Below are 24,891 nucleotides of genomic sequence, written 5' to 3'. Positions count from 1 at the left end.
CAATAGGAGCTGAAAAAGCGATAAATTATTCGAAATAATTGAACATATTTTTACTTTGTTGTTAACAAAAACGTTATAGTATCTACGTTATCTGCGTAATCCCATAATTGGGGTTTTTGACTTTCGCCAAACGCAATACTGTTTTGAATGAGATTATTGCTCACGATGCACTGAATTTGCTCAGCATCAGCGTGAAGTCGTTTTTGTAGGTCGTCTATATTTTCGTAAAATTCGTAAAAAACGCTCGAAATAGGAGAGGCGTAACTGGTGTCTTCTTTGATGGTAAGAAACCCATTGTCGAGCAATTTAAAATTACTCATTAAAAATACCGCTTTATTATAATCGTAATTGTTAGCGTATTTCTCGTAATGAATAACATCCTGATATTTAAAAATAGCTTCAAAAAAAGCATCAAATTGATAGCCTTTTGGGACAAATATTTTCGAAACATTGCGGCATCCTAACCCAAAATACCTAAAAATATCTTCGCCTAATGCTTCCAAATCTTCTTTAGTTTCCTTTCCATTCAAAACAGCAACCGAGTTTCTGTTTTTTCTGATTATCGAAGGTTTGTCTTTAAAATAATATTCAAAATAGCGTGCTGTATTGTTGCTTCCGGTAGCAATTACGGTATCAAAATTTTCTAATTTTCCTTCCACGAAAGTGATTTTATCTTTCAGGCTTTCATCAATAAAAATTAAATATTTAGCCAAAAAAGGCAATAAATGCTGGTCGTTTGAAGAAGTTTTGATTAAGGTTTTATTTCCCGTAATCAAAACCGATAAGAAATCATGAAAGCCTACCAAAGGAATATTTCCGGCCAGAATTAAAGCAACCGTTTTTATATTTTTATTGTCCTGAGAAGCGTTTGAAGAATAAGGTGCTAGCCATTTGTTAATGTTTTCCTCGGTCAAGGCTGTAGCCCAAGATTGTATAGCAAAATACACTTGTTCAGGGGTGTACCATCCGTTGTGAGATTGAGAAAGCTGAATTAAATGTGTAAAATCATCAAAAAACAAATCATTACCCGAAACCAATTCGTTTTTAGTGTTTCCTTGCTCAGAAAATTGACTTAAAAATTGCCCTAGTGCTATAAAAGATTGTTTTTTTTCGTTTTGTAACATAAGTAATTTGTTTATGAAAGGTTTTGATTGTAATTTTGCACAAAAATAAGCATAAATAAGTCGAAAGTCAAAAGGCATCTGGTCAAAAGATTGAAATGCTTTTTTTTGACTTTTTAACTAATAAGACTTTTAACTTTAAGACTAAAAAACAATGGCAATAATAATAACTGACGAATGCATAAACTGCGGGGCTTGTGAACCAGAATGCCCAAATACAGCAATTTATGAAGGTGCTGACGATTGGAGATATAAAGATGGAACAAGTCTTTCTGGAAAAGTAATTTTGCCAGACGGAACTGAGGTCGATGCAGAAGATGCGCAGACGCCTATTTCTGACGAAGTGTATTACATCGTTCCTGGTAAATGTACTGAGTGTAAAGGTTTTCATGATGAGCCGCAATGTGCTGCTGTATGTCCTGTTGATTGTTGTATACCTGATGATAATCACGTAGAAGATGAAGAAACCTTGTTAAACAGACAGGCGTTTTTACATGGATAACAGTTAGTCATAATAATTTTGAATTTATTTCAAAACTTACATAAAAAAAGAGTCCTAAGTGTTAAACTTAGGATTTTTTTTGCTTTTTTTTTGCTCTTTTGCGTTTTGTTGTGTATTGTATTGATATTTAACGTTTTATTTTTGTTAATTTGATGTAAATTCATAAAAAATAAATTTCACAATAAACAATGAAGAGATTAATAGTTTTATTTTTCATATTCTTTTATGTTACCGTTTTTTCTCAAAGCAAAGAATATTCTATTGTTATAAAAGATATAGAAACTCAGTTGCCTATAGAAAATGCGACTGTTGTAATAGCAAAGACAAAACAAATTTTGATAAGTAATCAAGAAGGTAAAGTAACTTTTATGTTAACGGGAGGTTCAAATATTGAGGTCTCTGAAACAAATTACGAAAAAGTGTTGCTTCGCTGGGCATCTTTAAAACCGGATTTGTTTGTCGTTTATCTTAAAAGTAACAACAATAAATTGGCAGAAATTGTTGTCTCAAAAGAGAATCCTGAAAAAAATCTTCAAAAAATTGTTTCTAATTCAAGGCAGAAACTTGCCAATTCGTACAGATTAAAAGTCTATGTAAGAGAGTTTTTTATGCTGGATAATAAATATTCTTATTATAATGACGGATTGGTAAATTTTCAATTTGAAGGAAATAAAAAGAAATCAACCACCACATTATTAGTAGAGCAAAACAGGTCTTATGGATTGCTGGAAACTGATGTTAGTGCCGATTTAAAGGGATATAATTTGAATAATATTATGGAAAATTATTCAAATTTAAAATATCTTGATCCTCTTTTAGATTCAAAAACGAAGAAAGAATATGAGTTTACAACAACGGGTCATCCAAATAATAAGGACTATTATATCATGTCTGTGACTCCGTTGGACACATCTAAAAAGGCGCTTGAAACGTATGAGATTATTTATGATCCGATAAAAAAGTTAATTGTAGAATATAGTATTATTATAAAGCCTGCCAATCTAATTCAAATTGAAGAACAAACGAAACTAGGTGCTAAAAATGTTACCAGATCGGTAATTAAGGTAACTTACAGAATTGATGGTGAGGATTATTATTTGCTCAGTTCTAACGAAGAAATAGCCTATGATCTGGTTCTAAAAGATAAAGTAAAAAATATTCAGGTTCGCAATAATTTTATTACTACCAATTTTAATAAGCAAAACTTCACTTACAATGAAAGTGATGTTTTTAAAGAAAAAACACTTTTCAATAAAAAGAATAAAGTGCTGACAAAATACTGGGATATTTCTGGATTTACAGCAACCGACGAAGAAAAAGCAATTATTGATTCGCTGGAATTTAAGTTGTGATTTTTTTTCTTGCTACAATAACATACGTATCATAAGCGTACGTTTTTCTGTCGATAGTTTTAATAATTTCGAAATTATTAAGATAGAGAAAAAGCTGAATTTCATTAAGAGTAAAAACACGCACTGTCGAAAAATCATTTTCAATCACTTCTTTTTTACCATTTGACATAGTGTAATATTCTGCGTTCCATTCGAGCATAAAATTTTCCAGAGAATTGTTGGTATCCCAATGACTTTCCCTTATGTAATTGATGTTTTTATATTCAGCTTCGTGAGTGATAACAGGGTTTTCTTTGGTAAAAGGAATAAATCGATTGGCATCTATAAAATCAAAAATAAGAACACCATCTTTAGTTAAATTCTTAAAAATGGCATCAAAAGTAGTATTGACATCAGCATTGGTAATGAGGTAACTGGTGCTTCTTCCCGTAATTAGGATAGCATCTACCGGATTTTTGAGTTGAAAATTGCGCATGTCACCTTGCATAAAAGAACAATTTTTATTACGTTCTTTGGCAATGGCAATCATGTCATCGCTATAATCGAGACCTTGGTAATTTTGTTTGTTTTGTTCGAATCTTTTGGCAAGGTTTCCGGTGCCGCTGCCAATTTCTAAAATACTGGAGGCATTATTTTCCTGTATCAGAGTATTGTAAAAAGCATATTCTTGGTCGTAGTCAACAAAAGTTTGATACATTGCATCGTAAATTGCAGCCATTTTTCCGTCGTATAAATTTGCCATAACAATTGTTTTTTAATTATAAAATTATAAAAAAAGGGCATATCAAATGATAGCCCTTTCTAAATATTTTAATATTCTAAATTAGAATTTATAGTTTAAAGATAAATTAAACATAGTTCCTAATTGACTGAAATGAAATCCATCATAAGTCATTTGAGAATAACGACCGTTGAATGTTATCAGGTTGTATTGTGTTTTAGTCTGCGCAGGATCAGCTAATATTGCATCTCCGGCGGCATTCTCAGATTTAAATTCCCACTCAGGTAAAATATTGAATAAGTTGTTTACATTGAATGCGAATGTAAGTTTTTCTGTAGCATTAAAATTAATACCTAAATCTGTAACAACTTTAGGAATAAATTCTGTTTTTAAGTTTGCATTTAAACCATCCTGATTGAAAGTTGTTTTTCCGAAATAAGTATTGTTTAAAGAGAATCCAAATTTACCAATTTCGTAATTTGCTCCTAAAATCCATTTTGTATCAGGTCTTGATGTAAAAGTCAAAGATTCTAAAATTGGGCCAAATGAATTATTGGTTACATCAGAGATTCTTTCGTTTTGAATAGTAATATTACCAGATAAGTTAAAACCTAATTTACCTTCTCCGATACCTATATTATTGTAACTGGCTACAACATCTAAACCAGATGTTCTAGAGTCAAATGAGTTAGAGAACCATGCTACATTTCCAAATTGAGTATCTTGTCTGTCACCTAATACAATTCTGTCTTCTACTTTAATATTATAGTAATCTACAGTAAAGTTGAAGTTTGCGAAAGGTTTTGCTCCAATCCCAACAGTAAAGTTTGTTGATTTTTCAGCATCCAATTGAGGGATTCCTAATTGACGTGCCTGAGGAGAAACATTACTGATAATTCCGCTTACCTGAATTCCTTGTCCTGCTACGAAAGAGTACTGAGATTTTTGTGTATAAATTTGGTGTAAAGTTGGCGCTCTAAATCCAGTAGATACAGAACCTCTCAACGTTATTTTGTCTTCCAAAAATTTATACCTTGAGCTTAATTTCCAAACGGTAGCTCCGCCAAAATCACTATATTCTTCATGACGAATGGTTCCGTTTATCAAAAAGTCTTTTGTAACATCAAAAGCAATATCAAGATAAGCTCCTACATTATAACGGTTCCATTTTCCAGAATTTTCCGGTCTGTTTCCAGCAAAAGAGTCAGCTCCTAAACCGTCCCAAGATGCTTTATTACCTTCAATTACTGAGAAATTTTCACTTCTAAATTCAGAACCAAATCCAATACTGATTTTATCGGATAAAATTTTAGAAATATCAATATTTCCCACAATATGATTAAATGCTGTTCCTCCTGGTTTAAAAGAGATAGGGCTATTTTCTTTGTAAACATTTTCGTTATTATCATCAAGAATGTCCGATCTGTTTACAGAGTTATTTACAGTATACAATTGTTTGTTACCACCAACGGTTACACTCGCATCAGTATTCCAGCCATTTTTTACATTTTTAAAACCTAAAGTTCCGTTGTAGTCAGTTAAATCTCCTTCAAAAGTAGGCACATATCCGTCATAAGAAGGATTTGCAGCATCACCATTTCCAAAGAAGTCATTAAGATAGGGTTCGTCTGCCAAAACTCTCCAGTAAGGAGTTCTGTAGTTAGCAAAAGAATTTACTTTTTTGTACACATACGCCGCATTATAGTATAAATTAGTGTTTTCACTAATTGGGCTTCCACCATTAATCAAGAATTTAGCAGCAGCTGTTTCTGGAGAACCATTTATATTTCCGGCATCTGGATGTCTCGCCAGAAAAGATTGAACGTCTGCGATGTTGGCACCAAAATCTCCGGCTTCACCTTCTGCATCAACAGTACCAGGTCTGTTGGCTAAATTTACTTTAGAGAAATCGATAGTATAATTCAAAAATCCTTTTTCTCCAACTGTTGTACCGCTATTTAAGCTCACACCCAGCATTTCGCCATCACCTTCAGAAGTAATTCCGCTTCTTAAAGTTACTGCACTATCTGTTCTGTTTTTCTTTAAAATAATGTTCATAACTCCGGCAATCGCATCAGAACCGTATTGAGCAGAAGCACCATCACGTAAAATCTCAACTCTTTCGATAGCGTCTGTTGGAATAGCAGAAATATCGGCACCTGTTTCTCCACGTCCCGGAGAAGTCTGCACATAAAGTAATGAACTTAAATTTTTACGTTTACCATTAATAAGGATCAAGGTTCTGCTTGGCCCCATATTTCTAATTTCGTACGGGTCTAATAATGATGTAGCATCATTTACAGGAGTTTGTACGGTATTAAAAGAAGGGATTTTGTATTGTAATGCTTTATCAAAGGAAGCTTGTCCTGTCGAGGTCAGGTCTTTAGAGGATAGTACATCAATTGGTAATGCAGTGGTAGTGTTGCTTCTTGCTGCTGTTCGTGATCCGGTTACGACCACTTCATCAAGATTCTGACCACCTTCTTCTGATAATGAAACATCAATTGTTGTAGCATTTGCCAATCTAGTTATAGTATTGTATCCTACATAACTATAAACTAATGAAGCACCTTCCTGCACTTTAATTTTATAAAAACCTTCGATATCGGTAGTGACACCGTTAGTTGTTCCTTTTTCAACAATGTTAACACCAGGTAGGGGATTACCCGTATTGTCTTTGACTACACCCGTAACTTCCTTTTGAGCAAAGGCGATTAAGGCATTAAATAGAAATAATAATACTGCAATTTTTTTCATACTTTGTTTTTAATTTTGGTTATTGGTTTGTTATCTATTGTGATAAAAGTAGTAGTTTTTAACAAAAGATTAGTAATAAGTTTGTTTTTTTTTAGGAATTGCCTTAAAAAAACATTAATCCGCAATTTTGGGTATATTACAAGTTAATAAATCTTATATTTGCAAAATTTTAAAGTAAAAAAATATCATTTTGTCAGAATTTTAAAATTCGAAATAACAAAACATATTTCCGTAACAGTTTCTCCTAAAACAGTAAGGCAGAAGCAGTAATGGTAAGCCCTGAGACACTCAGGATCAAATAAAAATAAATAGTAACTACAGATGAAAGCAGGAATTGTAGGATTGCCAAATGTTGGAAAATCAACATTATTTAATTGTTTATCAAACGCAAAAGCACAAAGTGCCAACTTTCCGTTTTGTACCATCGAACCTAATATTGGTGTTGTAAATGTACCAGATCCGAGAATCAATAAATTGGAAGAATTGGTAAAACCCGAGCGCGTACAAATGGCCACCGTAGATATCGTAGATATTGCAGGTTTGGTAAAAGGAGCAAGTAAAGGCGAAGGTCTTGGAAACCAGTTTTTAGGAAACATCAGAGAGTGCAACGCGATTATTCACGTGCTAAGATGTTTTGATAATGACAATATTGTACACGTAGACGGAAATGTAAACCCAATTCGTGACAAAGAAACGATTGATATCGAACTACAATTAAAAGATTTAGAAACGGTAGAAAAACGTCTTGAAAAAGTAAAACGCGCTGCCAAAACAGGTAATAAAGAAGCGCAGGTAGAAGAGGCATTGCTAAACAGAATTAGAGAAGCGTTGTTGCAGGCAAAATCGGCAAGAACTATAATTCCTCAAAATAATGATGAAGAGGTTCTTATGGAAGCTTTTCAGTTGATTACCTCAAAGCCAGTATTGTACGTTTGTAATGTTGATGAAAATTCGGCAGTAAACGGAAACAAATATGTAGATCAGGTTCGCGAATTAGTAAAAGACGAAGACGCCGAAGTAATCATTCTTTCGGTAGGAGCAGAGGCAGATATTACAGAACTAGAAAGCTACGAAGAGCGTCAGGTTTTTCTAGAAGATATGGGATTGACAGAACCAGGGGCATCTGTTTTAATTCGTGCGGCTTACAAACTTTTAAAACAACAAACTTATTTCACGGCAGGTGTAAAAGAAGTGCGCGCTTGGACCATCAACATCGGGGCAACTGCGCCACAAGCCGCAGGAGTAATCCACACCGATTTCGAAAAAGGATTCATCCGTGCAGAGGTAATTTCATACGAAGATTACGTTCATTACGGCTCTGAAGCAAAAGCAAAAGAAGCTGGAAAATTCAAAGTAGAAGGAAAAGAATACATCGTAAAAGACGGAGACGTAATGCACTTCCGTTTCAACGTGTAAATTTCTGCCAATAAATAAATAAGTAGACTGCTGAAGAAATTCAGCAGTTTTTTTATGCTCAAAAAGTATCTCTTCAAAAGAATAATTTTCAGAACCCAATCCAGCTTTACACTCCAAGATTTTTCGCAAATTGCTTTTTTTGTTGGGCATAAAAAGAGCTTCTTTCAGTCGCTTTTTTATCGCCACAAAAAATAGCCATTCACAAAAAATGCTTTCCGTTGCAATCTGGGGTAGATAGAAACAACATGGTAAAAATATAAAATTTACAAAAAAAGCAGGAAATCTATATTCTTATTAATCCGTACATTTGAGCGTATATCCAAAAACCAGAGCAATCTTGAAAGTAAAAAATATATTCGCAAAAACATGGTTTCTGTTAAAGAATACCTTTTTAGAATTTGATGATGATAATGCTATCAAACTCAGTGCAGCATTATCGTATTACACCATTTTTGCGTTACCACCTTTATTGATTATTATCATTACAATCTGCGGATTTTTCTTTGGAGAAGAAGCCGTGGCGGGACAATTATACGGACAAATAAATGGTTTGGTAGGTAACGGAGCCGCAATTCAGATTCAGGAAGCTATAAAAAATGTAGAACTGTCAGGCAACAATGTTTTTGCCACCGTATTCGGAGTTATTATGCTGCTCATCGGGGCTTCGGGAGTTTTTGCTGAAATCCAGAGTTCTATCAATTTTATTTGGGGCTTGCGCGCTAAACCCGACAAAGGACTTAAAAAATTCATACAAAATCGCCTTATGTCGTTCTCGATGATCGCTTCAGTTGGTTTTTTGATGTTGGTGAGTCTTTTTGTAAACACCACACTTGATGTCGTAAGTTCACGATTAAAACTATATTTTCCAGAAAGCACCGTTTATTTGTTTTATGTAGTCAATTTGATTATTGTTTTGGCGAGTATTACATTTCTGTTTACGATCATTTTCAGAACATTACCCGACGGAAAAATAAGGTGGAAAGATGCTTTTATAGGTTCTATTGTTACTGCGGTACTTTTTATGATCGGTAAATTTGCTATCGGTTTTTATTTGGGCAGTTCAACCGTTGCCTCTTTATATGGAGCGGCTGGTTCGGTAATAATTATTTTGGTCTGGGTCTATTATTCGGCAATAATTCTGTATTTTGGGGCAGAATTTACCAAAGTATATGCAAAATCCTACGGTGGTAAAATTTATCCCAACGAGTATTCGGTAGAGATAAAAAAAGAAATTTTTGAAATAAGTGAACCCATAAAACACAAAAAATGAAAATAATAGCCTTTGGAGGAAGTAACAGCCAGCAGTCGATTAACAAACATCTTGCAACGTATGCGGCAAGTTTATTTGAAAATGCAGAAGTCGAAGTTTTAGATTTAAATAATTACGCCATGCCCTTATTTAGTGTTGATCTGGAAAAAGAAGTGGGTCAGCATGAATTGGCAAAAGCTTTTTTGAAGAAAATCGAAACAGCAGATATTCTGGTTGTTTCTCTGGCCGAAAATAACGGTAATTATTCAGTGGCTTTCAAAAATATATTCGACTGGTGTTCGAGAATAATGAAAGAAGTTTTTCAGCAAAAACCAATGTTATTATTGGCGACTTCTCCCGGTCCAAGAGGTGGTGCTTCGGTTTTAGAAATTGCCAATAATGCTTTTCCAAGGTATGGTGCGCAGATCAAAGCTACTTTTTCGTTACCGGCTTTTAATGCCAATTTCGATTTACATGAAAATAAAATTTCGAATGCTGAGCTAAACAAAGAATTAACTGATAGTATTAAATCTAGTTTTTAATCCATGATAATAAAAAAGCTTGTTTTTGCATTTTTTGTTCTGAATATTGTTTTTCTAAATGTATCTTTTTCTCAAAAATACAATGCGATTGATAATACAGTTCTAAAATATTCAAAATTTAATACCACAGAAAATCTGGCAGAAAGAATCACAAAAGATTTTACGACAGATTATGACAAAGCGAGAGCGATTTACAGCTGGGTTGCGCTCAATATAAAGTATGATTATGCAGCGTTGTTAAAGCCACAAAGAACTCAAGGTTTTAGCTATTCTAATGAGGCCGAAAAGCAAAGGAAAATCCGTCAGATTAATGATCAGTTAGTACAAAAAACATTTACTTCCCGAAAAGCAGTTTGCGAAGGTTTTACAGCTTTGTATCAGCATTTAGCCGAATTGGCAGGGTTGAAATCTGAAATTATTCGTGGAGATTCCAAAACGACTTTAAGTGATATTGGGCGAAAAAATACCACTTCCAACCACGCCTGGAACACCGTTTTGATTGATAAAAAATGGAGATTAGTTGACGTTACCTGGGGACAGGGCTACTACGATAGCAGTAAAGGTAAAATGGTAAATGATTATTCGCCGGTTTATTTTGATACAGCTCCAGATTATTTTTTTACCAAACATTTTCCTGATTCAGGTTCTTTTTTGGGAGACAAATTGAGCAAGGAAGATTTTCTCAACGGGCCATTAATTTATAATAAAACGATCGAAAAAGAGTATCAAATTATTGCGCCTAAATCCGGAATTATTGAGGCAAAATATGGCGATAAAATAACCTTCAAATTCAAAAATATTACAAAGCCGGAAAACCTTTTTTATCTCAATAAAAAGAACCAGCCAGTTAAAATTGAAAGTCCCAAAGAAAGAAAAGGGACTTTAGAATTTGAGGTGACGTATGACAAAAATATAGGCAACTTTATTACTTTTTTTTATTATCAAAGCAGTATTGTTTCTTTTAAAATGATACCGCAATAAGAGTAGTTTTTTTGCCGTTTTTTATATTTTTTGAAGACCTTAATTATTAATAATTAAAAGCTTTACAGATTTAACCGTAACGCAGCACCATCATGGAAACAACTTTTCTGAAATCTATTTTAGACAATGATTTCTATAAATTTACGATGCAACATGCCGTAATAAAGCTTTTTCCTAAGGCAAGGGTTCGTTATGCTTTTATCAATCGGGGAAAACATCAATTTCCAGCCGGATTTGTAGATTTATTGCGAAAATCGGTGGATGAAATGGCCAATTTGATATTGAAAAAAGACGAAAAGCATTATTTATCACATTACTGTCCGTATTTAGATCCCACTTATTTAGATTTTTTGCAGGGTTATCGCTACGATCCTACAGAAGTTCAAATTATTCAGGAGGGATCTGAAATAAAAGTTACAATTGAAGGTTTTTGGTACCGCACTATTTTGTGGGAAGTACCGTTAATGGCTTTGATTTCTGAGCTTTTTTACAAAACAAATCTTCTTATTCGTTTAAACGATGAAGCTATCAAAAATGTAACCAAAGAGAAGATTGACAATTATAATGCGCTTGGAGTTGCTATTTTAGAATTCGGAACAAGACGTCGCCATTCTTATGATGTTCATGTTTTGGTCAACGAAACTTTGCACACCTATGGCGCTCAAAGTTTTATTGGTACAAGTAATGTACATTTTGCAATGGTAAACAATAAGCGACCTTTGGGTACGCATGCACACGAATGGTTTATGTTTCATGCGGCACAGTATGGCTTTAAAATGGCCAATTTAATCAGTTTGGAACATTGGACACAAGTATACGGAGGTGATCTCGGAATTGCCTTAACCGATACTTACACGACCGATATCTTTTTTGATCAATTTGATAAAAAATACTCCAAACTTTTTGATGGTGTTCGCCATGACAGCGGAGATCCAATTGCGTTTGCGCAAAAAGTGATTGCGCATTACACCAAAATGGGTATTGACCCTCGATCAAAAATGATTGTTTTTTCAGATTCACTAAATTATGAAAAAGTAAAAATTATAGCCAATTTTTGTCAGGATAAAATTAAAATGTCTTTCGGCATCGGAACCAATTTTACCAATGATGTCGGCCTACCGTCGATGAATATGGTTATTAAGTTGACAGAAGTTAAATCTGATCACGCCCATTGGCAAGGGGTTGTGAAACTTTCTGATGAAAAAAATAAAAATACAGGAACGCCCGAAATGATTGCTTTGGCGAAAGAAGTACTTGGTATCAAATAGTATTTTTTTTTTGAAAGCTGATTTTTTATATTTTTGACGCAAGTATTTTTTTTAAATCAATTTAAATAGAATTAAAAGCTGTTATTAATCATAACAAAAAAAAAAATACGCTTTCATTTTTTGACTATAAATGGTACATTAGCCAAAAATCCAAACTTCATTTATGCTAGAGCAAAATCAATATAACGAAGATAATATTCGATCACTCGATTGGAAAGAACATATCCGTATGCGTCCCGGAATGTATATCGGGAAATTAGGTGATGGATCTTCGCCGGATGATGGTATTTATATTCTTCTCAAAGAGGTTTTAGACAACTGTATCGATGAGTTTGTCATGGGTTCCGGAAAAACTATCGAGGTGACTATCAAAGACAAAACAGTTTCGGTTCGTGATTACGGACGTGGAATTCCGTTAGGAAAAGTCGTTGATGTAGTCTCGAAAATGAACACAGGTGGAAAATACGATTCTAAAGCCTTCCAGAAATCGGTAGGTCTGAATGGTGTTGGAACAAAAGCAGTCAACGCACTTTCGAACTATTTTCGCGTAGAATCTGTTCGTGATGACAAACAAAAAGCGGCAGAATTTTCAGGTGGAAACCTGGTTTTAGAAGAAGATATAATTGATACAACCAAGCGAAAAGGAACAAAAGTAACTTTTACGCCTGATGAAACGATTTTCAAAAATTACAAATTCCGTATGGAATATGTCATTAAAATGGTGAAGAATTATTGTTACTTAAACAATGGTTTGACGATTATTTTCAATGGCGAAAAATACATTTCGGAGAATGGTCTTAGAGATTTATTAGAAGAAACAATTAGCGAAGACGATCTGGAATATCCAATCATTCATTTGAAAGATCACGATATCGAGATCGCTTTAACACACAGTAAAACACAATACAGCGAAGAATATCACTCATTTGTCAACGGTCAGAATACCACTCAGGGAGGAACGCATTTAGCAGCGTATAGAGAAGCAATTGTAAAAACGATTAGAGAGTTTTATAACAAAAACTTTGAAGCTTCAGATGTTCGAAAGTCGATTGTGAGTGCCATCAGTATCAAGGTGATGGAGCCCGTTTTTGAGTCTCAGACCAAAACCAAACTGGGTTCTACGGATATGGGTTCTGATGATGGAACTCCGGCAGTTTCTGTTCGTACGTTTGTAAATGATTTTATTAAAACCAAGTTAGATAATTATTTGCATAAAAATCCTCCAACGGCAGAAGCGTTATTGCGTAAAATTTTGCAGGCCGAAAGAGAACGTAAAGAATTATCAGGAATTAGAAAATTAGCGACAGATCGTGCTAAAAAAGCCAACCTTCATAATAAAAAATTAAGAGATTGCCGTGCGCATCTTCCAGATACAAAAAATCCTAGAAACTTAGAGAGCACGCTCTTTATTACCGAGGGAGATTCGGCTTCGGGATCGATTACCAAGTCACGTGATGTTAATACGCAAGCGGTTTTTAGTTTACGTGGTAAGCCTTTGAATTCGTACGGAATGAGCAAAAAAATCGTGTATGAAAACGAAGAATTCAATTTGCTGCAAGCCGCTCTGGATATCGAAGACGGTTTAGAAAAATTGCGTTACAACAATATTGTGATCGCAACAGATGCCGATGTCGATGGAATGCACATTCGATTGCTGTTGATTACGTTCTTTTTACAATTCTTCCCAGAATTAATCAAAGAAGGGCATTTGTATATTTTGCAAACGCCACTTTTCAGGGTTCGAAATAAAAAAGAAACCATTTATTGTTATTCAGAAGAAGAAAGAAGAGACGCCATCGAAAAATTAAAACCAAAACCAGAAATCACCCGATTTAAAGGTTTAGGAGAGATTTCGCCAGATGAGTTCAAGAATTTCATTGGAGAAACCATTCGATTAGACCCCATTATGATGGACAAAAATACCTCGATCGAGCAATTGTTGTCTTTCTATATGGGGAAAAATACTCCGGATAGGCAAGAGTTTATTATCAAGAATTTGAAGGTGGAATTGGATGCGGTTGAGGATGTTGCCATTTAAAAAATAAAACTATGAAAACCTCAGTCACTGACTGGGGTTTTTGAGATATAAAAATCCGCGACAGTGTTGCGGATTTTGGAGTTTCGAATTTCGTCGACAGTATTGATGAAATTCAAAATTTAATTTAATAGATTAATAAGAGTAAGAGACAATCTATTTGAATTTATAATCATAAAAACAAAAAAATGATAAATAAAATATCGTTTAAGAATTATAAACTTTTTAAGGAAAAGCAAACACTAGAATTAAAGCCAATTACAATATTAATTGGTAAAAATAATACAGGAAAAAGTGCTGTTTTAAAGTTGCCGGTATTGATTTCAAATAGCTTAGAAGGTTTGCCGATAAATTGGAAATATAAAATAGGTGAAGATAGTATTAACTCAATTGAATTGGGTACAGACTTTAAAGATTTGGTTTATAACAGAAATGAAAAAAGTTTTATAGAATTTTCAGTTTCTAACCAAAAAGATCGAATTGATATTGCACTTAATAAGGAAGATGGTATTTTAGAATATAAGTTAAATAATATCGATATTGATGTTTCTTCTGATTTTAAAGGGTTTTTATTAGATGGAAAAAAAACAGAAAATTTAAATTTAATTATTGATTATTTAGGTGCAATAAGAGCAGAGCCTGAATCAGATTATATTTTTTCAAATGATAATTATAAGAAAATAGGGATAAAAGGACAAAATGCATATCCTATTCTTATAAATGATTTTATTAACACTAGTCAGATAATTAATAAAGTAAGTAATTGGTATAAAAATAATTTTGAGAATTGGCAATTAAAAGTTATTGAAACAAAAATTGTTACAGAAACAAAGTACGAAATTGCTATTTCAAATTCTGTTTTAAATTCTATTAATATAAAGCAAACAGGTCAAGGGATTCATCAATTACTACCTTTGATAGTTCGCACTTATATGGAAGATTTAGAACCAACTTTGATAATAATCGAAGAGCCAGAAACGCATTTACATCCTGCAGCTCACGGCAATTTAGCTGAAAGATTTGTTGATTCCTTCTTAGAGGATAATAATAAAAATTATTTAATAGAAACACATTCTCAAAATTTTGTTTTAAGAATGCGAAGACTGATAGCAGAAGGTATATTAAAAGCGGATCAATTAGCTATTTATTATGTTGATTTTAATGAAGAATTAAACGAGAGTACATTAGAATCAATAAAAATTGATGATGGAGGTGGTGTTGAAAAATGGCCAGATGGAATATTTAGCGAAACAACTATCGAGACTCGAGCAATTTATAATGCCCAAATAAATGATATAAAAAATGTGGGTAGAAATAGCTAAAGATACATTTCAAAAAGCTGAATTTAAAAGCTTGAATTTTCTATTTCAAATATTATCTTGGTCTCCTAGTAATGACTATCCAAGATATAACATATTTGTAGATACAGCAAAAAATAAAGATCTTGATAATTTTAAATTGTTGTCAAAAATAGAGAAGTCATTAATAGAATTTTTAGATGCTGAGTTTGATAATTTTATAACGTCAAAACCAAATAAAGCTAAAAGAGATCATTGCATAACTTATCAGAAGTCAAACAATAATTTTAATATAGAAGAGGCAATTGTTTTTTTGAACCAACCTGTATCAATTATTTTAGAAAATAATAAAAATGATAGTGCTTTTATAATTTCGATTATAGAACATTTTGGTCTCCATAATGGTCTTAATAAAGCTAAAAGTCATCTTGAAAATAATTGGTTGAAGTTTGAAAATGCTGGAGGGTGTGCTAATATACCTAATTTTTTAGAAATGTTTTTAACTCAGTTTTATAGATTGTCTATAAAAAACGATAGACCTGTTTCTGATTATTTTAGAGGTTTGATTATTATTGATAGCGATAGAGAATTTATTAATCAACCTTCAAAGCATGGTAGTTTGATTGAAAAACTTAATAATCTTGGTGTTTCAAATGATCAAATTCATATTCTTAAAAAAAGAATGATGGAGAACTATATGCCTGATGAAGTTTTTAGAAATATTAAAAGTCAGTTGAATAGGCAAGCTGAAATAGCTGAATGGATTGACGCTTACTTAAATTTGGAAAATGAACAAAAGGATTTTATTAATATTCCAGATGGTTTTCCTCCTAAAAAGGCTAAGTTTGAAATCAATGGTGATAGAAAAAAAATTGACATTAAAATTCTAAGTTTCTTTAATTTAAATATTACTGATATTAATTTTTTAAGATTAGACAAAGGATTTAACTTTATAGGTTTTAACAACAATGGTGAGTTTAAAAATGAATTTCCAAAATTGTTTAAAAAACAGATTGTTAATAAAAGAAATTTGAATGAAAGAGATGGAGATAACGAATTAGAACAAATTCATCAAAAAATCTATGATTTATTATGATTGAACAAATTGAAATAAAAGCTGATAAAGACAAAATTTCAGGTTATATAAATAAATTTGAAAAAGGATTATTACAAGTTCCTGCCTTTCAAAGAGATTTTGTATGGACAAATGAAAAAAAACTTGACTTATTTGATAGTATAAAAAAAGGTTATCCTATAGGTTCAGTTTTGTTATGGCAACCTTTTTTTGAGAAAGAAGAATTCTACGATGATTTTAGTGGTGATAAATTGGGTTCATATCCAATTCCTGAAAGATCATCTAATTCTTTTTTTATTTTAGATGGATTTCAGCGTTTATCCACTTTATTGGGTTGTCTTTTGCATCCTAATAAAGCTAAACAAAAAGGTATTATTAGAGATGAAAAAGAATGGCTAAAAGAGTTTAATATTATCTACAATTTAAAAGAAGAACAATTTGAAATAAATAGAAATTTTAAAGAGTTTTTTCAAATTCCAATATATAAATTAGTAGATGGAAAAGAATTTTTTCAATTTCAAAAAAATCTTTTTGATGATGAGGAAATAAATTCTAAATATATTGAAAGGTATGAGGAAATCAGTTTAATTTTTCAAAATTACGAATTACCAAACATTAATGTTTATGGAGGATCAATTACAGAAGCAATTGATATTTTTCAAAGATTAAATTCAACTGGAGCACCAATAACTACTGACTGGGTTATCAATGCAAGAGCAATGGGAAAAGATATTAATTTTAGATTGGGAGATAAAATTGATAATTTATTGGAAAATGAATTAACGAATTATAATTTTCAGAATATAAAGAGATTAGTGATTTTACAATGTATCACAAATTCATTTGGAGGTGTATATTTCGATCAAATTTCAAAAAATAATAATAAAAAACTTGAAGTTTTAGTTGATAAACCTGAATTTATTCCTGTAACTGAAAAAACTTTTTTGGCTATAGAAAAAGCAGTAAAATTTTTATTTGAAGAATTGATCGTATTAGATGCAAAATATATCCCATACAATAATCAAGTCATTTTTATAACAGATTTTTTTAATAAAATTGATCTTCCTACTAAAAAACAAATTCATGAATTGAAAAAATGGTTTTGGATTACATCTTATTCTAATTATTTTACGATTTATAATTTAAGTAAACAGCGAATAGCATACAATAAATTTCAAGATTTTATTTTAAATGAAAATGAGAACCCTATTTTTTATGACAGTAACGATAAATTCGAAACTCTAGAATTTCCGGATAAAATTGAAATGGGAAGTGTAAGAAAGAAAACACTTGCTTTATTTATGACTAATTATTCAGTTAATAAAAGCCAAATTTTACAAGGGGAATCATTAATTGCAGATAATATTTCGAATGTTAAAAGTTATAAACTTTTTAAAGACCAAAATTCGTCAGAGAATACTATTTATGTTGTGGAAAAATATAATTCGACAAATAATTTCTCAAAAGCTATAAAAGACCTTTCATTTATGCTCTTAAAAGAAAATAAAGGAAAATTTAATGAATATTTTATTAATGAAGAGATGCGTGAAGAATATGAAAAAGCAAACATTAATGGAGTTCTTGAAATTAGAAAAGGTTTAATTGTTAAAGCAGAACGTTCGTTTGTTGAAAGTTTGGAAATTTATTATAATGAACCGTTTCCTTTTTTTTAAAAAATAATTGACAAGCTTAAAATAAAATCAAAATCGATTTTTACAATATGAAAGACGAAGAAGACGATAACATCATTCCAAACGACGACGAGAATAATTCTGATGAAAACCAACTTGATGATAATCAGGAAGGACATGATGATGAAATTATCAACGTAGATGCTAAGCATTTTGAAGGACAGCATTTTTACGAAAATCAGGAAGAAGAAGGAGAGGACGTTATTACGAAAGTAACGGGCATGTACAAAGACTGGTTTCTGGATTATGCCTCGTATGTAATTCTCGAGCGTGCAGTTCCTGCGATTGAAGACGGATTTAAACCCGTTCAGCGTCGTATTATGCACTCTTTGAAAGAGTTGGATGATGGTCGTTATAATAAAGTTGCCAATGTTGTAGGACACACCATGCAATATCACCCACACGGTGATGCTAGTATTGGTGATGCGATGGTACAAATTGGGCAGAAAGATTTATTAATTGATTGCCAGGGAAACTGGGGAAATATCCTAACAGGCGATGGAGCTGCGGCTTCTCGTTATATCGAGGCACGTTTGTCTAAATTTGCTTTAGAGGTTTTATATTCTCCAAAAATTACCGATTGGGGCGTTTCGTATGACGGTCGTCGTGCTGAGCCTAACAATCTTCCGGTGAAATTTCCGTTGCTTTTGGCACAAGGAGCAGAGGGAATTGCAGTGGGTCTTTCGACCAAAGTATTGCCGCATAACTTCAATGAGTTAATAGACGCTTCGATTAAGATTTTAAAAGGAAAAGCATTTACCTTATATCCTGATTTCATGACACAAGGTATTGCCGATGTGTCCAATTACAATGACGGATTGCGTGGCGGACGTGTACGTGTGCGTGCTAAAATTGCGCAATTAGACAAAAATACGTTGGTAATTACGCAAATTCCGTTTTCGACCAATACCACGACTTTGATTGATAGTATTTTGAAGGCCAATGACAAAGGTAAAATCAAAATTAAGAAAATCGAAGACAATACCGCGGCAGAAGTTGAGATATTAATTCATCTTTTTCCAGGCGTTTCTCCAGACAAAACTATTGATGCTTTGTTTGCTTTTACTGCCTGCGAAACATCCGTTGCACCTTTGGGTTGTGTGATCGAAGACAATAAACCTTTGTTTATCGGTGTTTCTGAAATGTTGAAAATTTCAACACACAGAACAGTTGATTTGCTTAAGCAAGAATTAGAAATTCAGTTAGAGGAATTAAAAAATAAGTGGCATTTCTCTACTTTAGAGAAGATCTTCATTCGCGAAGAAATGTATATTGATTTCAAATTGTATTCTGACAGAGAAGCTCTTTATAAGTACATGTACGACCGATTTGAGCCTTTCAAAAAATCATTCGTTAGAGAAATTGTAGACGAAGATTTGCAACGATTGACTCAGATTCCGATGATTCGTATTACCCGTTTTGACTCTGATAAAGCCGATGATTTTATTGCGAAGTTAGAGGAAGAAATGAAAGAAGTAGAGCATAATTTGGCACATCTGACCGATTTTGCAATCGCTTATTTTACAAAATTAAAAGAGAAATATGGTAAAGGTCGCGAACGCCAGACGGAACTTCGTGTTTTTGATAACGTTGAGGCCACAAAAGTTGTATTGCGTAATACCAAATTATACGTAAACCGCGAAGAAGGTTTTGTTGGAACCAGCTTGAAAAAAGACGAATATCTTACCGATTGTTCTGATATTGATGATGTAATTGTGTTTTTACGCGACGGAAAAATGTTGGTAACAAAAGTTGATGCCAAAACCTTTGTGGGTAAAGATATTATTCACGTTGCTATTTTTGACAAGAGTGATAAACGTACGATTTACAATATGATGTACCGTGACGGAAAATCAGGCCCATCGTACATCAAACGATTCAATGTTACGGGCGTTACCCGTGATAAACCGTACGATTTGACCAATGAAACAGCTGGATCACAAGTAGTTTATTTTTCACATAATCCAAATGGAGAAGCTGAGGTAATTACGATTTTGTTACGTCAGGTAGGTACTATCAAAAAACTTAAATTTGATATTGATTTTGCCAAATTGGCGATAAAAGGACGTGCTTCAAAAGGTAACTTGGTAACCAAATACCCAATCAAAAAGATAGAATTAAAAGAGAAAGGAATTTCGACTTTATTGCCACGAAAAGTGTGGTTTGATGATACAGTAAAGCGTTTGAATGTAGATGCGAGGGGAGAATTGCTTGGTGAATTTAAACCAAGTGACAAAATATTGGTAATTAATCAGTCGGGTAAATTGAAGGTTATTATTCCGGAGTTATCAACTCATTTTGACGAAGACATGATTGTTTTAGAAAAATGGAAACCTAAAAAACCAATTTCGGCAATTTATTTTGATGGAGAAAAAGAACGTTATTATGTCAAACGTTTCCTGGTTGAAACCGAAAATAAAGAAGAAAGTTTTATCACAGAACATCCAAATTCGCAATTAGAAATTGTTTCAACAGATTATCGTCCGGTTGCTCAGTTGGTTTTTACGAAAGTAAAAGGAGTTCAGAAAGAAGATTTACACATAGACATAGAAGATTTTATCGCTGTAAAAGGCTTCAAAGCATTAGGGAATCAATTGACAACCGATAAATTAAAACAAGTCAATTTACTTGAGCCATTGCCTTATGAAGAACCTGTTGAAGAAGTTCCTGAAAAGCCAGAATTATCAGATGATGAATCTGTAGAAACAGAATTAGATGATGATGGCCAGATAGGCTTAGTTTTAGAATAACAAAAAACTCCTTTTTGCTGTGCTTAAACCAATATTTTTTGGTAGCTACAAAAAGGAGTTTTTTTTATTAATTATTTGATGCTTAATTAGTAAAGTCGGTATCTTTTAGTTTATCGTCTACAATTTCGCTATTATGAAGTTTTACTGTCTTTTTCGATTTCTTCATTTTTAAGTTCAAAAACTCTACAAACAAAGAGAAGAAAATAGAGAAGTATAAATATCCTTTTGGTATCGTGCCGACTTCGCCATCATTACCAAAACTAAAATGTGCCAGATGCGAACCTTCGGCAAGCAACATAACTCCAATTAGTATTAAAAAAGACAAACCAAGAATTTGAATCGTAGGATGTTCGTTTACGAATTTAGAAACTGGTCCGGCAAAAATCATCATTATAATAATAGAAATAATGATGGCCAAAATCATAATAAGCAATGCGCCCTCGTAGCCAAAACCGCCTTGTGCAGGATCTTTCATACTGACCAAACCTACTGCGGTCAGGATACTATCAAAAGAAAAAACAATATTCAGAAGCGCAATTTGCAAAATAGCGGCAGACAATCCGTTGCTTGCTTTTCCTTTTTCGCCTTCTTCTTCGCCTTCTAATTTATGGTGAATTTCGGTAACCGATTTGTACAATAAAAACAGTCCTCCTCCAAAAATAATCAAACTCTGACCCGTTGGACTTGCTTTAAAAAAGCCCCAATCAATATGAGTAAGCGATTCCTGAAGACTTAAAACCCACGTAATTCCAAACAATAAAATAATACGAAAAACCATTGCCAAAAGCAAACCAATACGTCTGGCTTTGGGTTGATCTTCGGCTTTTAGTTTTCCCGAAACGATAGAAAGAAAAACGATGTTATCAATTCCCAGAATAATTTCCAAAAAAGTAAGTGTCAACAATGCTATAAGAGCATTTGGAGTAAATAAAATTTCCATTTATAATAAAGATTGGTTGTGGTTACGAGAGTATTTAATCAACTTTGGTTACAGTTCCGCGCTTTTTTTCTTCAGAATCTACTAATCCATATTCAAAGGTATAAGAATCTTTAGAAGTGCTTAAAATTTTCATCCCAATAGCTTTCTTTTCATCTCTGTTTTTTGGGTGTTTTTTCTGCAAAATATATTCGCAATCACTTACCCAGCGCACCGTAGAAGTATCTGTTTTTCCTTCAAAAGTCTCAATTTCTATGCTGTCTTTACGCTCAAAAAAACCTGCTTTCTTTTCTCCATTTACATCAAATTCAAATTTAAATTTTCCGTTTTTAAAGTCTTTACAGTTGTGCTCTGCCTCATAGCAAGACATCAATAATGCCAGCGGGAGGAGGAATAGTATCTTTTTCATAGTTTAGTAATTATTTTTTCAGGAGCTTCATCCTGCTTTCCGTTACAATCTTTTGTACCGCTAAAGAAGCGTCACAAAAGGATTTTCACTTCAATCAGGGCTAAAAATCATCGCAATAAAGTGCTTTTAGTTTTTTTTTAATCTTAATTCATAGATCGTTAATCAAGAATCTAAAATCTCTTGAGCTCATCATCGGTAAAGTTCTTAATTTCTTTGTCTTTAGCAAATTTTTCGCTGTTGTAATTTTTAGATTTATTTTTAGCAATCGACAAACTGTCCCAACTGCTGTTCTTGAGTTGTTTGGCATAAAAAACGATCTGCCCAATATGATAAGGATAATGTGCCAATTGGCGATTGATGGCTTCAATAATCGTATGGCCTTCGTTTCTGATGTAAATAATGTCTGAAAGTTGTTCCGGTTTTAAGCTCGCTAAAGCATTCAGAAAACAATCCCAACCTTTGTTCCAGACTTCTAGAACCTCTTCTTTAGTTTCTAAAATAGTTTCAAACTCGGCATCACGATTGCGCCATTCTTTTTCACCATCTGTGGTTAGAAAATCGGTCCAGCGTGACAACATATTTCCAGCAATATGATTGATAATTGTAGCAATGCTGTTGGTGTCTTCGTTTACCGACTCAAAAAGTTGTGCGGGTTCCAGTTGCTCCATTGCTTTTTCGCCCAGCATTTTATAATAAAGAAATTGCTTTTTTACACTTTCTAAATAAGATTCATCTGCTTTCATGATTATACAATTTTAATGTCATATTTGTCCAAAAGCCCGACAATTCCCTGTGTAGAAAATTGCGCTTTTCTCATGGGATTAAATTCTGGGTCAATTTTGTAATGATAAGCTGTTCGAAAATCAACAGCTGCCAATTGTGTATCGTTAAAAATACTTCCTTCTAAATTACAATTATCAAAAACAGAACTCGTTAAGTTGGTACCTATAAAAGTCACTTCTCTTAAAGACGAATTGATAAACTTGGTTTTGGGCATTTTTTTATTTGAAAAAACAGCGTAATCCAATACACTTTCTTCAAAATAAACCTGAAACAAAAAGTCATCACATTCGTTAAAAGCGATGCCTAATAATTTGCAATTTCTAAAAGTAACATTTTTTAAGCTTGTCCCCAGCAAATTGGTCATCGACAAATTACAATCGATAAACTCGCAGTCTAAAAAAGTATTGTAAGCAAAATTACTGTTAGAAAAATCACAGTTTTTAAAAACACAGTCTTCAAATTCGCGGTTGTTTATTTTTTTATCGATGTAAATAACTTTTTCGAATGTTTTTTGAATGTGAATGAGACTTTCCATGAGTTTTTTTGGATTTTCGAGCGTTATGACGTACTCTAAGAATGTAAATTATATGTTGTATATTGAATAGGAAATGCTAAAATCATACACGCTAAAACTAACATTATGTTGTTAACGGATTGTAGAAATTATTTTAGTTTTTCGACAAAATTTGGGATCTTTTACCTTATCATTTTGAGATGAATCCATTTTATTTCTGCTTGAATATCTATAGTAAAAGATTGTAGTAAAGATACAAATTAGTCATTAAACAAAGCTTTCATAATGATTTTTAATCCGTAAAAAATCAAGAACATCGCGCTTAGGCAAGCAACGATTCCAATTGCTAGAACCAAGTAATGCCAATTGGTATGCTGGTTCATGAAAGCATTATAAATCAAGGACGGCCCAATAAAAAGCAAGGGTAACGAACCCGATATATATTTAACACCCTTTCCTAGTAATTTTGTATTTGTTGCCATCTTTTGTTTTTGTTTCAAGTTAAAAACGTTCTGGTTGTAGAATTTTACGAACTTTAAGATGCAGTGTTCACCTATTTTTTATCTCACATTTTACAGAAGATAGTTTTTGCTTTCTACACTTTATAATTATCGACTGCTTTGCGCACGCTACCGTGTTTTTGGAGCAATTCGCTGGCTTGGTCATAAGAGACCGGAATTTCTTCCATAATCATTTTTACACCACGATCTACCAGCTTGGTATTGCTGAGTTTCATATCGACCATTTTATTTCCCCTTACTTTTCCGAGTTGAATCATAGCGGCGGTAGAAATCATATTTAGCACCAGTTTTTGTGCAGTTCCTGCTTTCATTCGGGAACTTCCCGTGATAAATTCTGGCCCCACGACAACTTCTATAGGAAACTGAGCGGTTAACGCCAGAGGACTACCAGCATTGCAAGTGATGCAACCAGTAACAATATTATTTTGGTGACACGCTTCTAAACCACTTATGACATAAGGAGTTGTTCCTGAAGCGGCAATACCAATTACGATATCAGCATCGGTTATATGGTAGGCTTTTAAGTCTAACCAGGCTTGTTTGTCGTTGTCTTCGGCATTTTCTACGGCACGACGAATGGCACTGTCGCCACCAGCAATGATTCCGTTAACCAGATCAAAAGGAACTCCAAAAGTAGGCGGACATTCTGAAGCATCTACAACGCCAAGACGCCCTGATGTTCCGGCACCAATATAAAAAAGACGCCCACCAAGCTTTAGTTTTGTCACAACTTGCTCTATTAAAGCCTCTATTTGGGGTAAAGATTTTTCTACCGCAGTAGGTACGGTCTTATCTTCTTGATTGATGTTGATAAGCAATTCATGAACAGACATTTCTTCTAAATGTTCGTATTTTGAGGCTTGTTCAGTAGTTTTAATAAATGTCATTATCGAATATGCAAATTTTAAGTTTCAAAGGTACAAAGTTTTAGTTGTTGTAACAATGAAATTCTATTTGATTGGTAGGATT

At 33.1% G+C, this 24,891-nt stretch carries 21 protein-coding genes; 12 read left to right on the top strand and 9 right to left on the bottom strand.

The annotated features are described in order from the left end of the window. Positions 1 to 50: 50 nt before the first annotated feature. Entirely contained in the window at positions 51 to 1,124 is a 1,074-nt protein-coding gene (locus tag J3495_RS06180; RefSeq protein WP_210665703.1) for an acyl-CoA reductase, read from the bottom strand. Between the two features lie 151 nt (positions 1,125 to 1,275). Between J3495_RS06180 and J3495_RS06175 the strand changes: the two genes are divergently transcribed. Then, positions 1,276 to 1,623 (top strand): 4Fe-4S dicluster domain-containing protein, encoded by a 348-nt coding sequence (locus J3495_RS06175; RefSeq protein WP_210665702.1) that lies wholly within the window; start codon positions 1,276 to 1,278, stop codon positions 1,621 to 1,623. Positions 1,624 to 1,811: 188 nt separating this feature from the next. Continuing rightward, complete coding sequence (locus J3495_RS06170; protein WP_210665701.1) at positions 1,812 to 2,975, top strand: hypothetical protein; 1,164 nt, start codon at positions 1,812 to 1,814, stop codon at positions 2,973 to 2,975. Here the strand turns inward: J3495_RS06170 and J3495_RS06165 are convergent. Both J3495_RS06165 and J3495_RS06160 read right to left on the bottom strand, forming a co-directional pair. Then, positions 2,965 to 3,717, bottom strand: coding sequence for a class I SAM-dependent DNA methyltransferase (locus J3495_RS06165; protein WP_210665700.1), 753 nt, complete (start codon positions 3,715 to 3,717; stop codon positions 2,965 to 2,967). The genes J3495_RS06170 and J3495_RS06165 overlap by 11 nt on opposite strands. A gap of 81 nt (positions 3,718 to 3,798) precedes the next feature. Beyond that, positions 3,799 to 6,453, bottom strand: a complete 2,655-nt coding sequence (locus J3495_RS06160) for a TonB-dependent receptor (RefSeq protein ID WP_210665699.1) — start codon at positions 6,451 to 6,453, stop codon at positions 3,799 to 3,801. A gap of 321 nt (positions 6,454 to 6,774) precedes the next feature. Here J3495_RS06160 and ychF point away from each other — a divergent pair, with 321 nt between their 5' ends. The 10 genes from ychF (at position 6,775) to J3495_RS06110 (ending at position 20,758) form a co-directional block, all read left to right on the top strand. Continuing rightward, the gene (gene ychF / locus J3495_RS06155; RefSeq protein ID WP_210665698.1) at positions 6,775 to 7,869 is read left to right on the top strand and encodes a redox-regulated ATPase YchF; all 1,095 of its coding nucleotides are present in this window, start codon (positions 6,775 to 6,777) and stop codon (positions 7,867 to 7,869) included. Between the two features lie 337 nt (positions 7,870 to 8,206). Then, positions 8,207 to 9,139 carry a YihY/virulence factor BrkB family protein gene (locus tag J3495_RS06150; protein ID WP_210665697.1) on the top strand — a complete coding sequence of 311 codons (933 nt, stop codon included), beginning with the start codon at positions 8,207 to 8,209 and terminating at the stop codon, positions 9,137 to 9,139. Next, positions 9,136 to 9,660, top strand: a complete 525-nt coding sequence (locus tag J3495_RS06145) for an NADPH-dependent FMN reductase (RefSeq protein ID WP_210665696.1) — start codon at positions 9,136 to 9,138, stop codon at positions 9,658 to 9,660. Before J3495_RS06150 ends, J3495_RS06145 begins: the two co-directional genes overlap by 4 nt. 3 nt (positions 9,661 to 9,663) lie before the next feature. After that, a complete protein-coding gene (locus J3495_RS06140; RefSeq protein ID WP_210665695.1) occupies positions 9,664 to 10,641 on the top strand; it encodes a transglutaminase domain-containing protein in 978 nt (325 codons plus the stop codon). A gap of 92 nt (positions 10,642 to 10,733) precedes the next feature. Continuing rightward, positions 10,734 to 11,909 carry a nicotinate phosphoribosyltransferase gene (gene pncB / locus J3495_RS06135; RefSeq protein WP_210665694.1) on the top strand — a complete coding sequence of 392 codons (1,176 nt, stop codon included), beginning with the start codon at positions 10,734 to 10,736 and terminating at the stop codon, positions 11,907 to 11,909. Positions 11,910 to 12,072: 163 nt separating this feature from the next. Further along, positions 12,073 to 13,947 carry a DNA topoisomerase IV subunit B gene (locus J3495_RS06130; protein ID WP_210665693.1) on the top strand — a complete coding sequence of 625 codons (1,875 nt, stop codon included), beginning with the start codon at positions 12,073 to 12,075 and terminating at the stop codon, positions 13,945 to 13,947. Between the two features lie 185 nt (positions 13,948 to 14,132). Then, the gene (locus J3495_RS06125; protein ID WP_210665692.1) at positions 14,133 to 15,266 is read left to right on the top strand and encodes an AAA family ATPase; all 1,134 of its coding nucleotides are present in this window, start codon (positions 14,133 to 14,135) and stop codon (positions 15,264 to 15,266) included. Beyond that, on the top strand, positions 15,247 to 16,338 hold the full coding sequence (locus tag J3495_RS06120) for a hypothetical protein (protein WP_210665691.1): 1,092 nt from the start codon (positions 15,247 to 15,249) through the stop codon (positions 16,336 to 16,338). Before J3495_RS06125 ends, J3495_RS06120 begins: the two co-directional genes overlap by 20 nt. Further along, entirely contained in the window at positions 16,335 to 17,990 is a 1,656-nt protein-coding gene (locus tag J3495_RS06115) for a DUF262 domain-containing protein (RefSeq protein WP_210665690.1), read from the top strand. The genes J3495_RS06120 and J3495_RS06115 overlap by 4 nt, the downstream gene beginning before the upstream one ends. 47 nt (positions 17,991 to 18,037) lie before the next feature. Next, on the top strand, positions 18,038 to 20,758 hold the full coding sequence (locus J3495_RS06110; RefSeq protein ID WP_210665689.1) for a DNA gyrase/topoisomerase IV subunit A: 2,721 nt from the start codon (positions 18,038 to 18,040) through the stop codon (positions 20,756 to 20,758). Between the two features lie 82 nt (positions 20,759 to 20,840). Here the strand turns inward: J3495_RS06110 and J3495_RS06105 are convergent, their stop codons facing one another. The 6 genes from J3495_RS06105 to murQ form a co-directional block, all read right to left on the bottom strand. Next, positions 20,841 to 21,698, bottom strand: a complete 858-nt coding sequence (locus J3495_RS06105; RefSeq protein WP_210665688.1) for a TerC family protein — start codon at positions 21,696 to 21,698, stop codon at positions 20,841 to 20,843. Between the two features lie 34 nt (positions 21,699 to 21,732). Next, the gene (locus tag J3495_RS06100) at positions 21,733 to 22,104 is read right to left on the bottom strand and encodes a DNA topoisomerase IV (RefSeq protein ID WP_210665687.1); all 372 of its coding nucleotides are present in this window, start codon (positions 22,102 to 22,104) and stop codon (positions 21,733 to 21,735) included. A 170-nt stretch (positions 22,105 to 22,274) separates the two neighbouring features. Beyond that, entirely contained in the window at positions 22,275 to 22,847 is a 573-nt protein-coding gene (locus J3495_RS06095) for a DUF1572 family protein (RefSeq protein ID WP_210665686.1), read from the bottom strand. A gap of 2 nt (positions 22,848 to 22,849) precedes the next feature. After that, positions 22,850 to 23,422 (bottom strand): pentapeptide repeat-containing protein, encoded by a 573-nt coding sequence (locus tag J3495_RS06090; RefSeq protein ID WP_210665685.1) that lies wholly within the window; start codon positions 23,420 to 23,422, stop codon positions 22,850 to 22,852. A gap of 239 nt (positions 23,423 to 23,661) precedes the next feature. Continuing rightward, positions 23,662 to 23,883 carry a DUF6095 family protein gene (locus J3495_RS06085; RefSeq protein ID WP_210665684.1) on the bottom strand — a complete coding sequence of 74 codons (222 nt, stop codon included), beginning with the start codon at positions 23,881 to 23,883 and terminating at the stop codon, positions 23,662 to 23,664. A 113-nt stretch (positions 23,884 to 23,996) separates the two neighbouring features. Next, positions 23,997 to 24,809, bottom strand: a complete 813-nt coding sequence (gene murQ, locus J3495_RS06080) for an N-acetylmuramic acid 6-phosphate etherase (protein WP_210665683.1) — start codon at positions 24,807 to 24,809, stop codon at positions 23,997 to 23,999. Between the last annotated feature and the right edge of the window lie 82 nt (positions 24,810 to 24,891).

This window comes from Flavobacterium geliluteum (genome assembly GCF_017948595.1).
GTDB classification, from domain to species: domain Bacteria; phylum Bacteroidota; class Bacteroidia; order Flavobacteriales; family Flavobacteriaceae; genus Flavobacterium; species Flavobacterium flavipigmentatum.
This window is presented reverse-complemented; position numbering and strand designations above follow the sequence as displayed.

What these genes read in the sequence shown, in the direction of transcription:
- J3495_RS06180 (WP_210665703.1), bottom strand. Translation starts at nt 1,124, where the DNA reads ATGTTACAAAACGAAAAAAAACAATCTTTTATAGCACTAGGGCAATTT.
- J3495_RS06175 (WP_210665702.1), top strand. Translation starts at nt 1,276, where the DNA reads ATGGCAATAATAATAACTGACGAATGCATAAACTGCGGGGCTTGTGAA.
- J3495_RS06170 (WP_210665701.1), top strand. Translation starts at nt 1,812, where the DNA reads ATGAAGAGATTAATAGTTTTATTTTTCATATTCTTTTATGTTACCGTT.
- J3495_RS06165 (WP_210665700.1), bottom strand. Translation starts at nt 3,717, where the DNA reads ATGGCAAATTTATACGACGGAAAAATGGCTGCAATTTACGATGCAATG.
- J3495_RS06160 (WP_210665699.1), bottom strand. Translation starts at nt 6,453, where the DNA reads ATGAAAAAAATTGCAGTATTATTATTTCTATTTAATGCCTTAATCGCC.
- ychF (WP_210665698.1), top strand. Translation starts at nt 6,775, where the DNA reads ATGAAAGCAGGAATTGTAGGATTGCCAAATGTTGGAAAATCAACATTA.
- J3495_RS06145 (WP_210665696.1), top strand. Translation starts at nt 9,136, where the DNA reads ATGAAAATAATAGCCTTTGGAGGAAGTAACAGCCAGCAGTCGATTAAC.
- J3495_RS06140 (WP_210665695.1), top strand. Translation starts at nt 9,664, where the DNA reads ATGATAATAAAAAAGCTTGTTTTTGCATTTTTTGTTCTGAATATTGTT.
- pncB (WP_210665694.1), top strand. Translation starts at nt 10,734, where the DNA reads ATGGAAACAACTTTTCTGAAATCTATTTTAGACAATGATTTCTATAAA.
- J3495_RS06130 (WP_210665693.1), top strand. Translation starts at nt 12,073, where the DNA reads ATGCTAGAGCAAAATCAATATAACGAAGATAATATTCGATCACTCGAT.
- J3495_RS06125 (WP_210665692.1), top strand. Translation starts at nt 14,133, where the DNA reads ATGATAAATAAAATATCGTTTAAGAATTATAAACTTTTTAAGGAAAAG.
- J3495_RS06120 (WP_210665691.1), top strand. Translation starts at nt 15,247, where the DNA reads ATGTGGGTAGAAATAGCTAAAGATACATTTCAAAAAGCTGAATTTAAA.
- J3495_RS06115 (WP_210665690.1), top strand. Translation starts at nt 16,335, where the DNA reads ATGATTGAACAAATTGAAATAAAAGCTGATAAAGACAAAATTTCAGGT.
- J3495_RS06110 (WP_210665689.1), top strand. Translation starts at nt 18,038, where the DNA reads ATGAAAGACGAAGAAGACGATAACATCATTCCAAACGACGACGAGAAT.
- J3495_RS06105 (WP_210665688.1), bottom strand. Translation starts at nt 21,698, where the DNA reads ATGGAAATTTTATTTACTCCAAATGCTCTTATAGCATTGTTGACACTT.
- J3495_RS06100 (WP_210665687.1), bottom strand. Translation starts at nt 22,104, where the DNA reads ATGAAAAAGATACTATTCCTCCTCCCGCTGGCATTATTGATGTCTTGC.
- J3495_RS06095 (WP_210665686.1), bottom strand. Translation starts at nt 22,847, where the DNA reads ATGAAAGCAGATGAATCTTATTTAGAAAGTGTAAAAAAGCAATTTCTT.
- J3495_RS06090 (WP_210665685.1), bottom strand. Translation starts at nt 23,422, where the DNA reads ATGGAAAGTCTCATTCACATTCAAAAAACATTCGAAAAAGTTATTTAC.
- J3495_RS06085 (WP_210665684.1), bottom strand. Translation starts at nt 23,883, where the DNA reads ATGGCAACAAATACAAAATTACTAGGAAAGGGTGTTAAATATATATCG.
- murQ (WP_210665683.1), bottom strand. Translation starts at nt 24,809, where the DNA reads ATGACATTTATTAAAACTACTGAACAAGCCTCAAAATACGAACATTTA.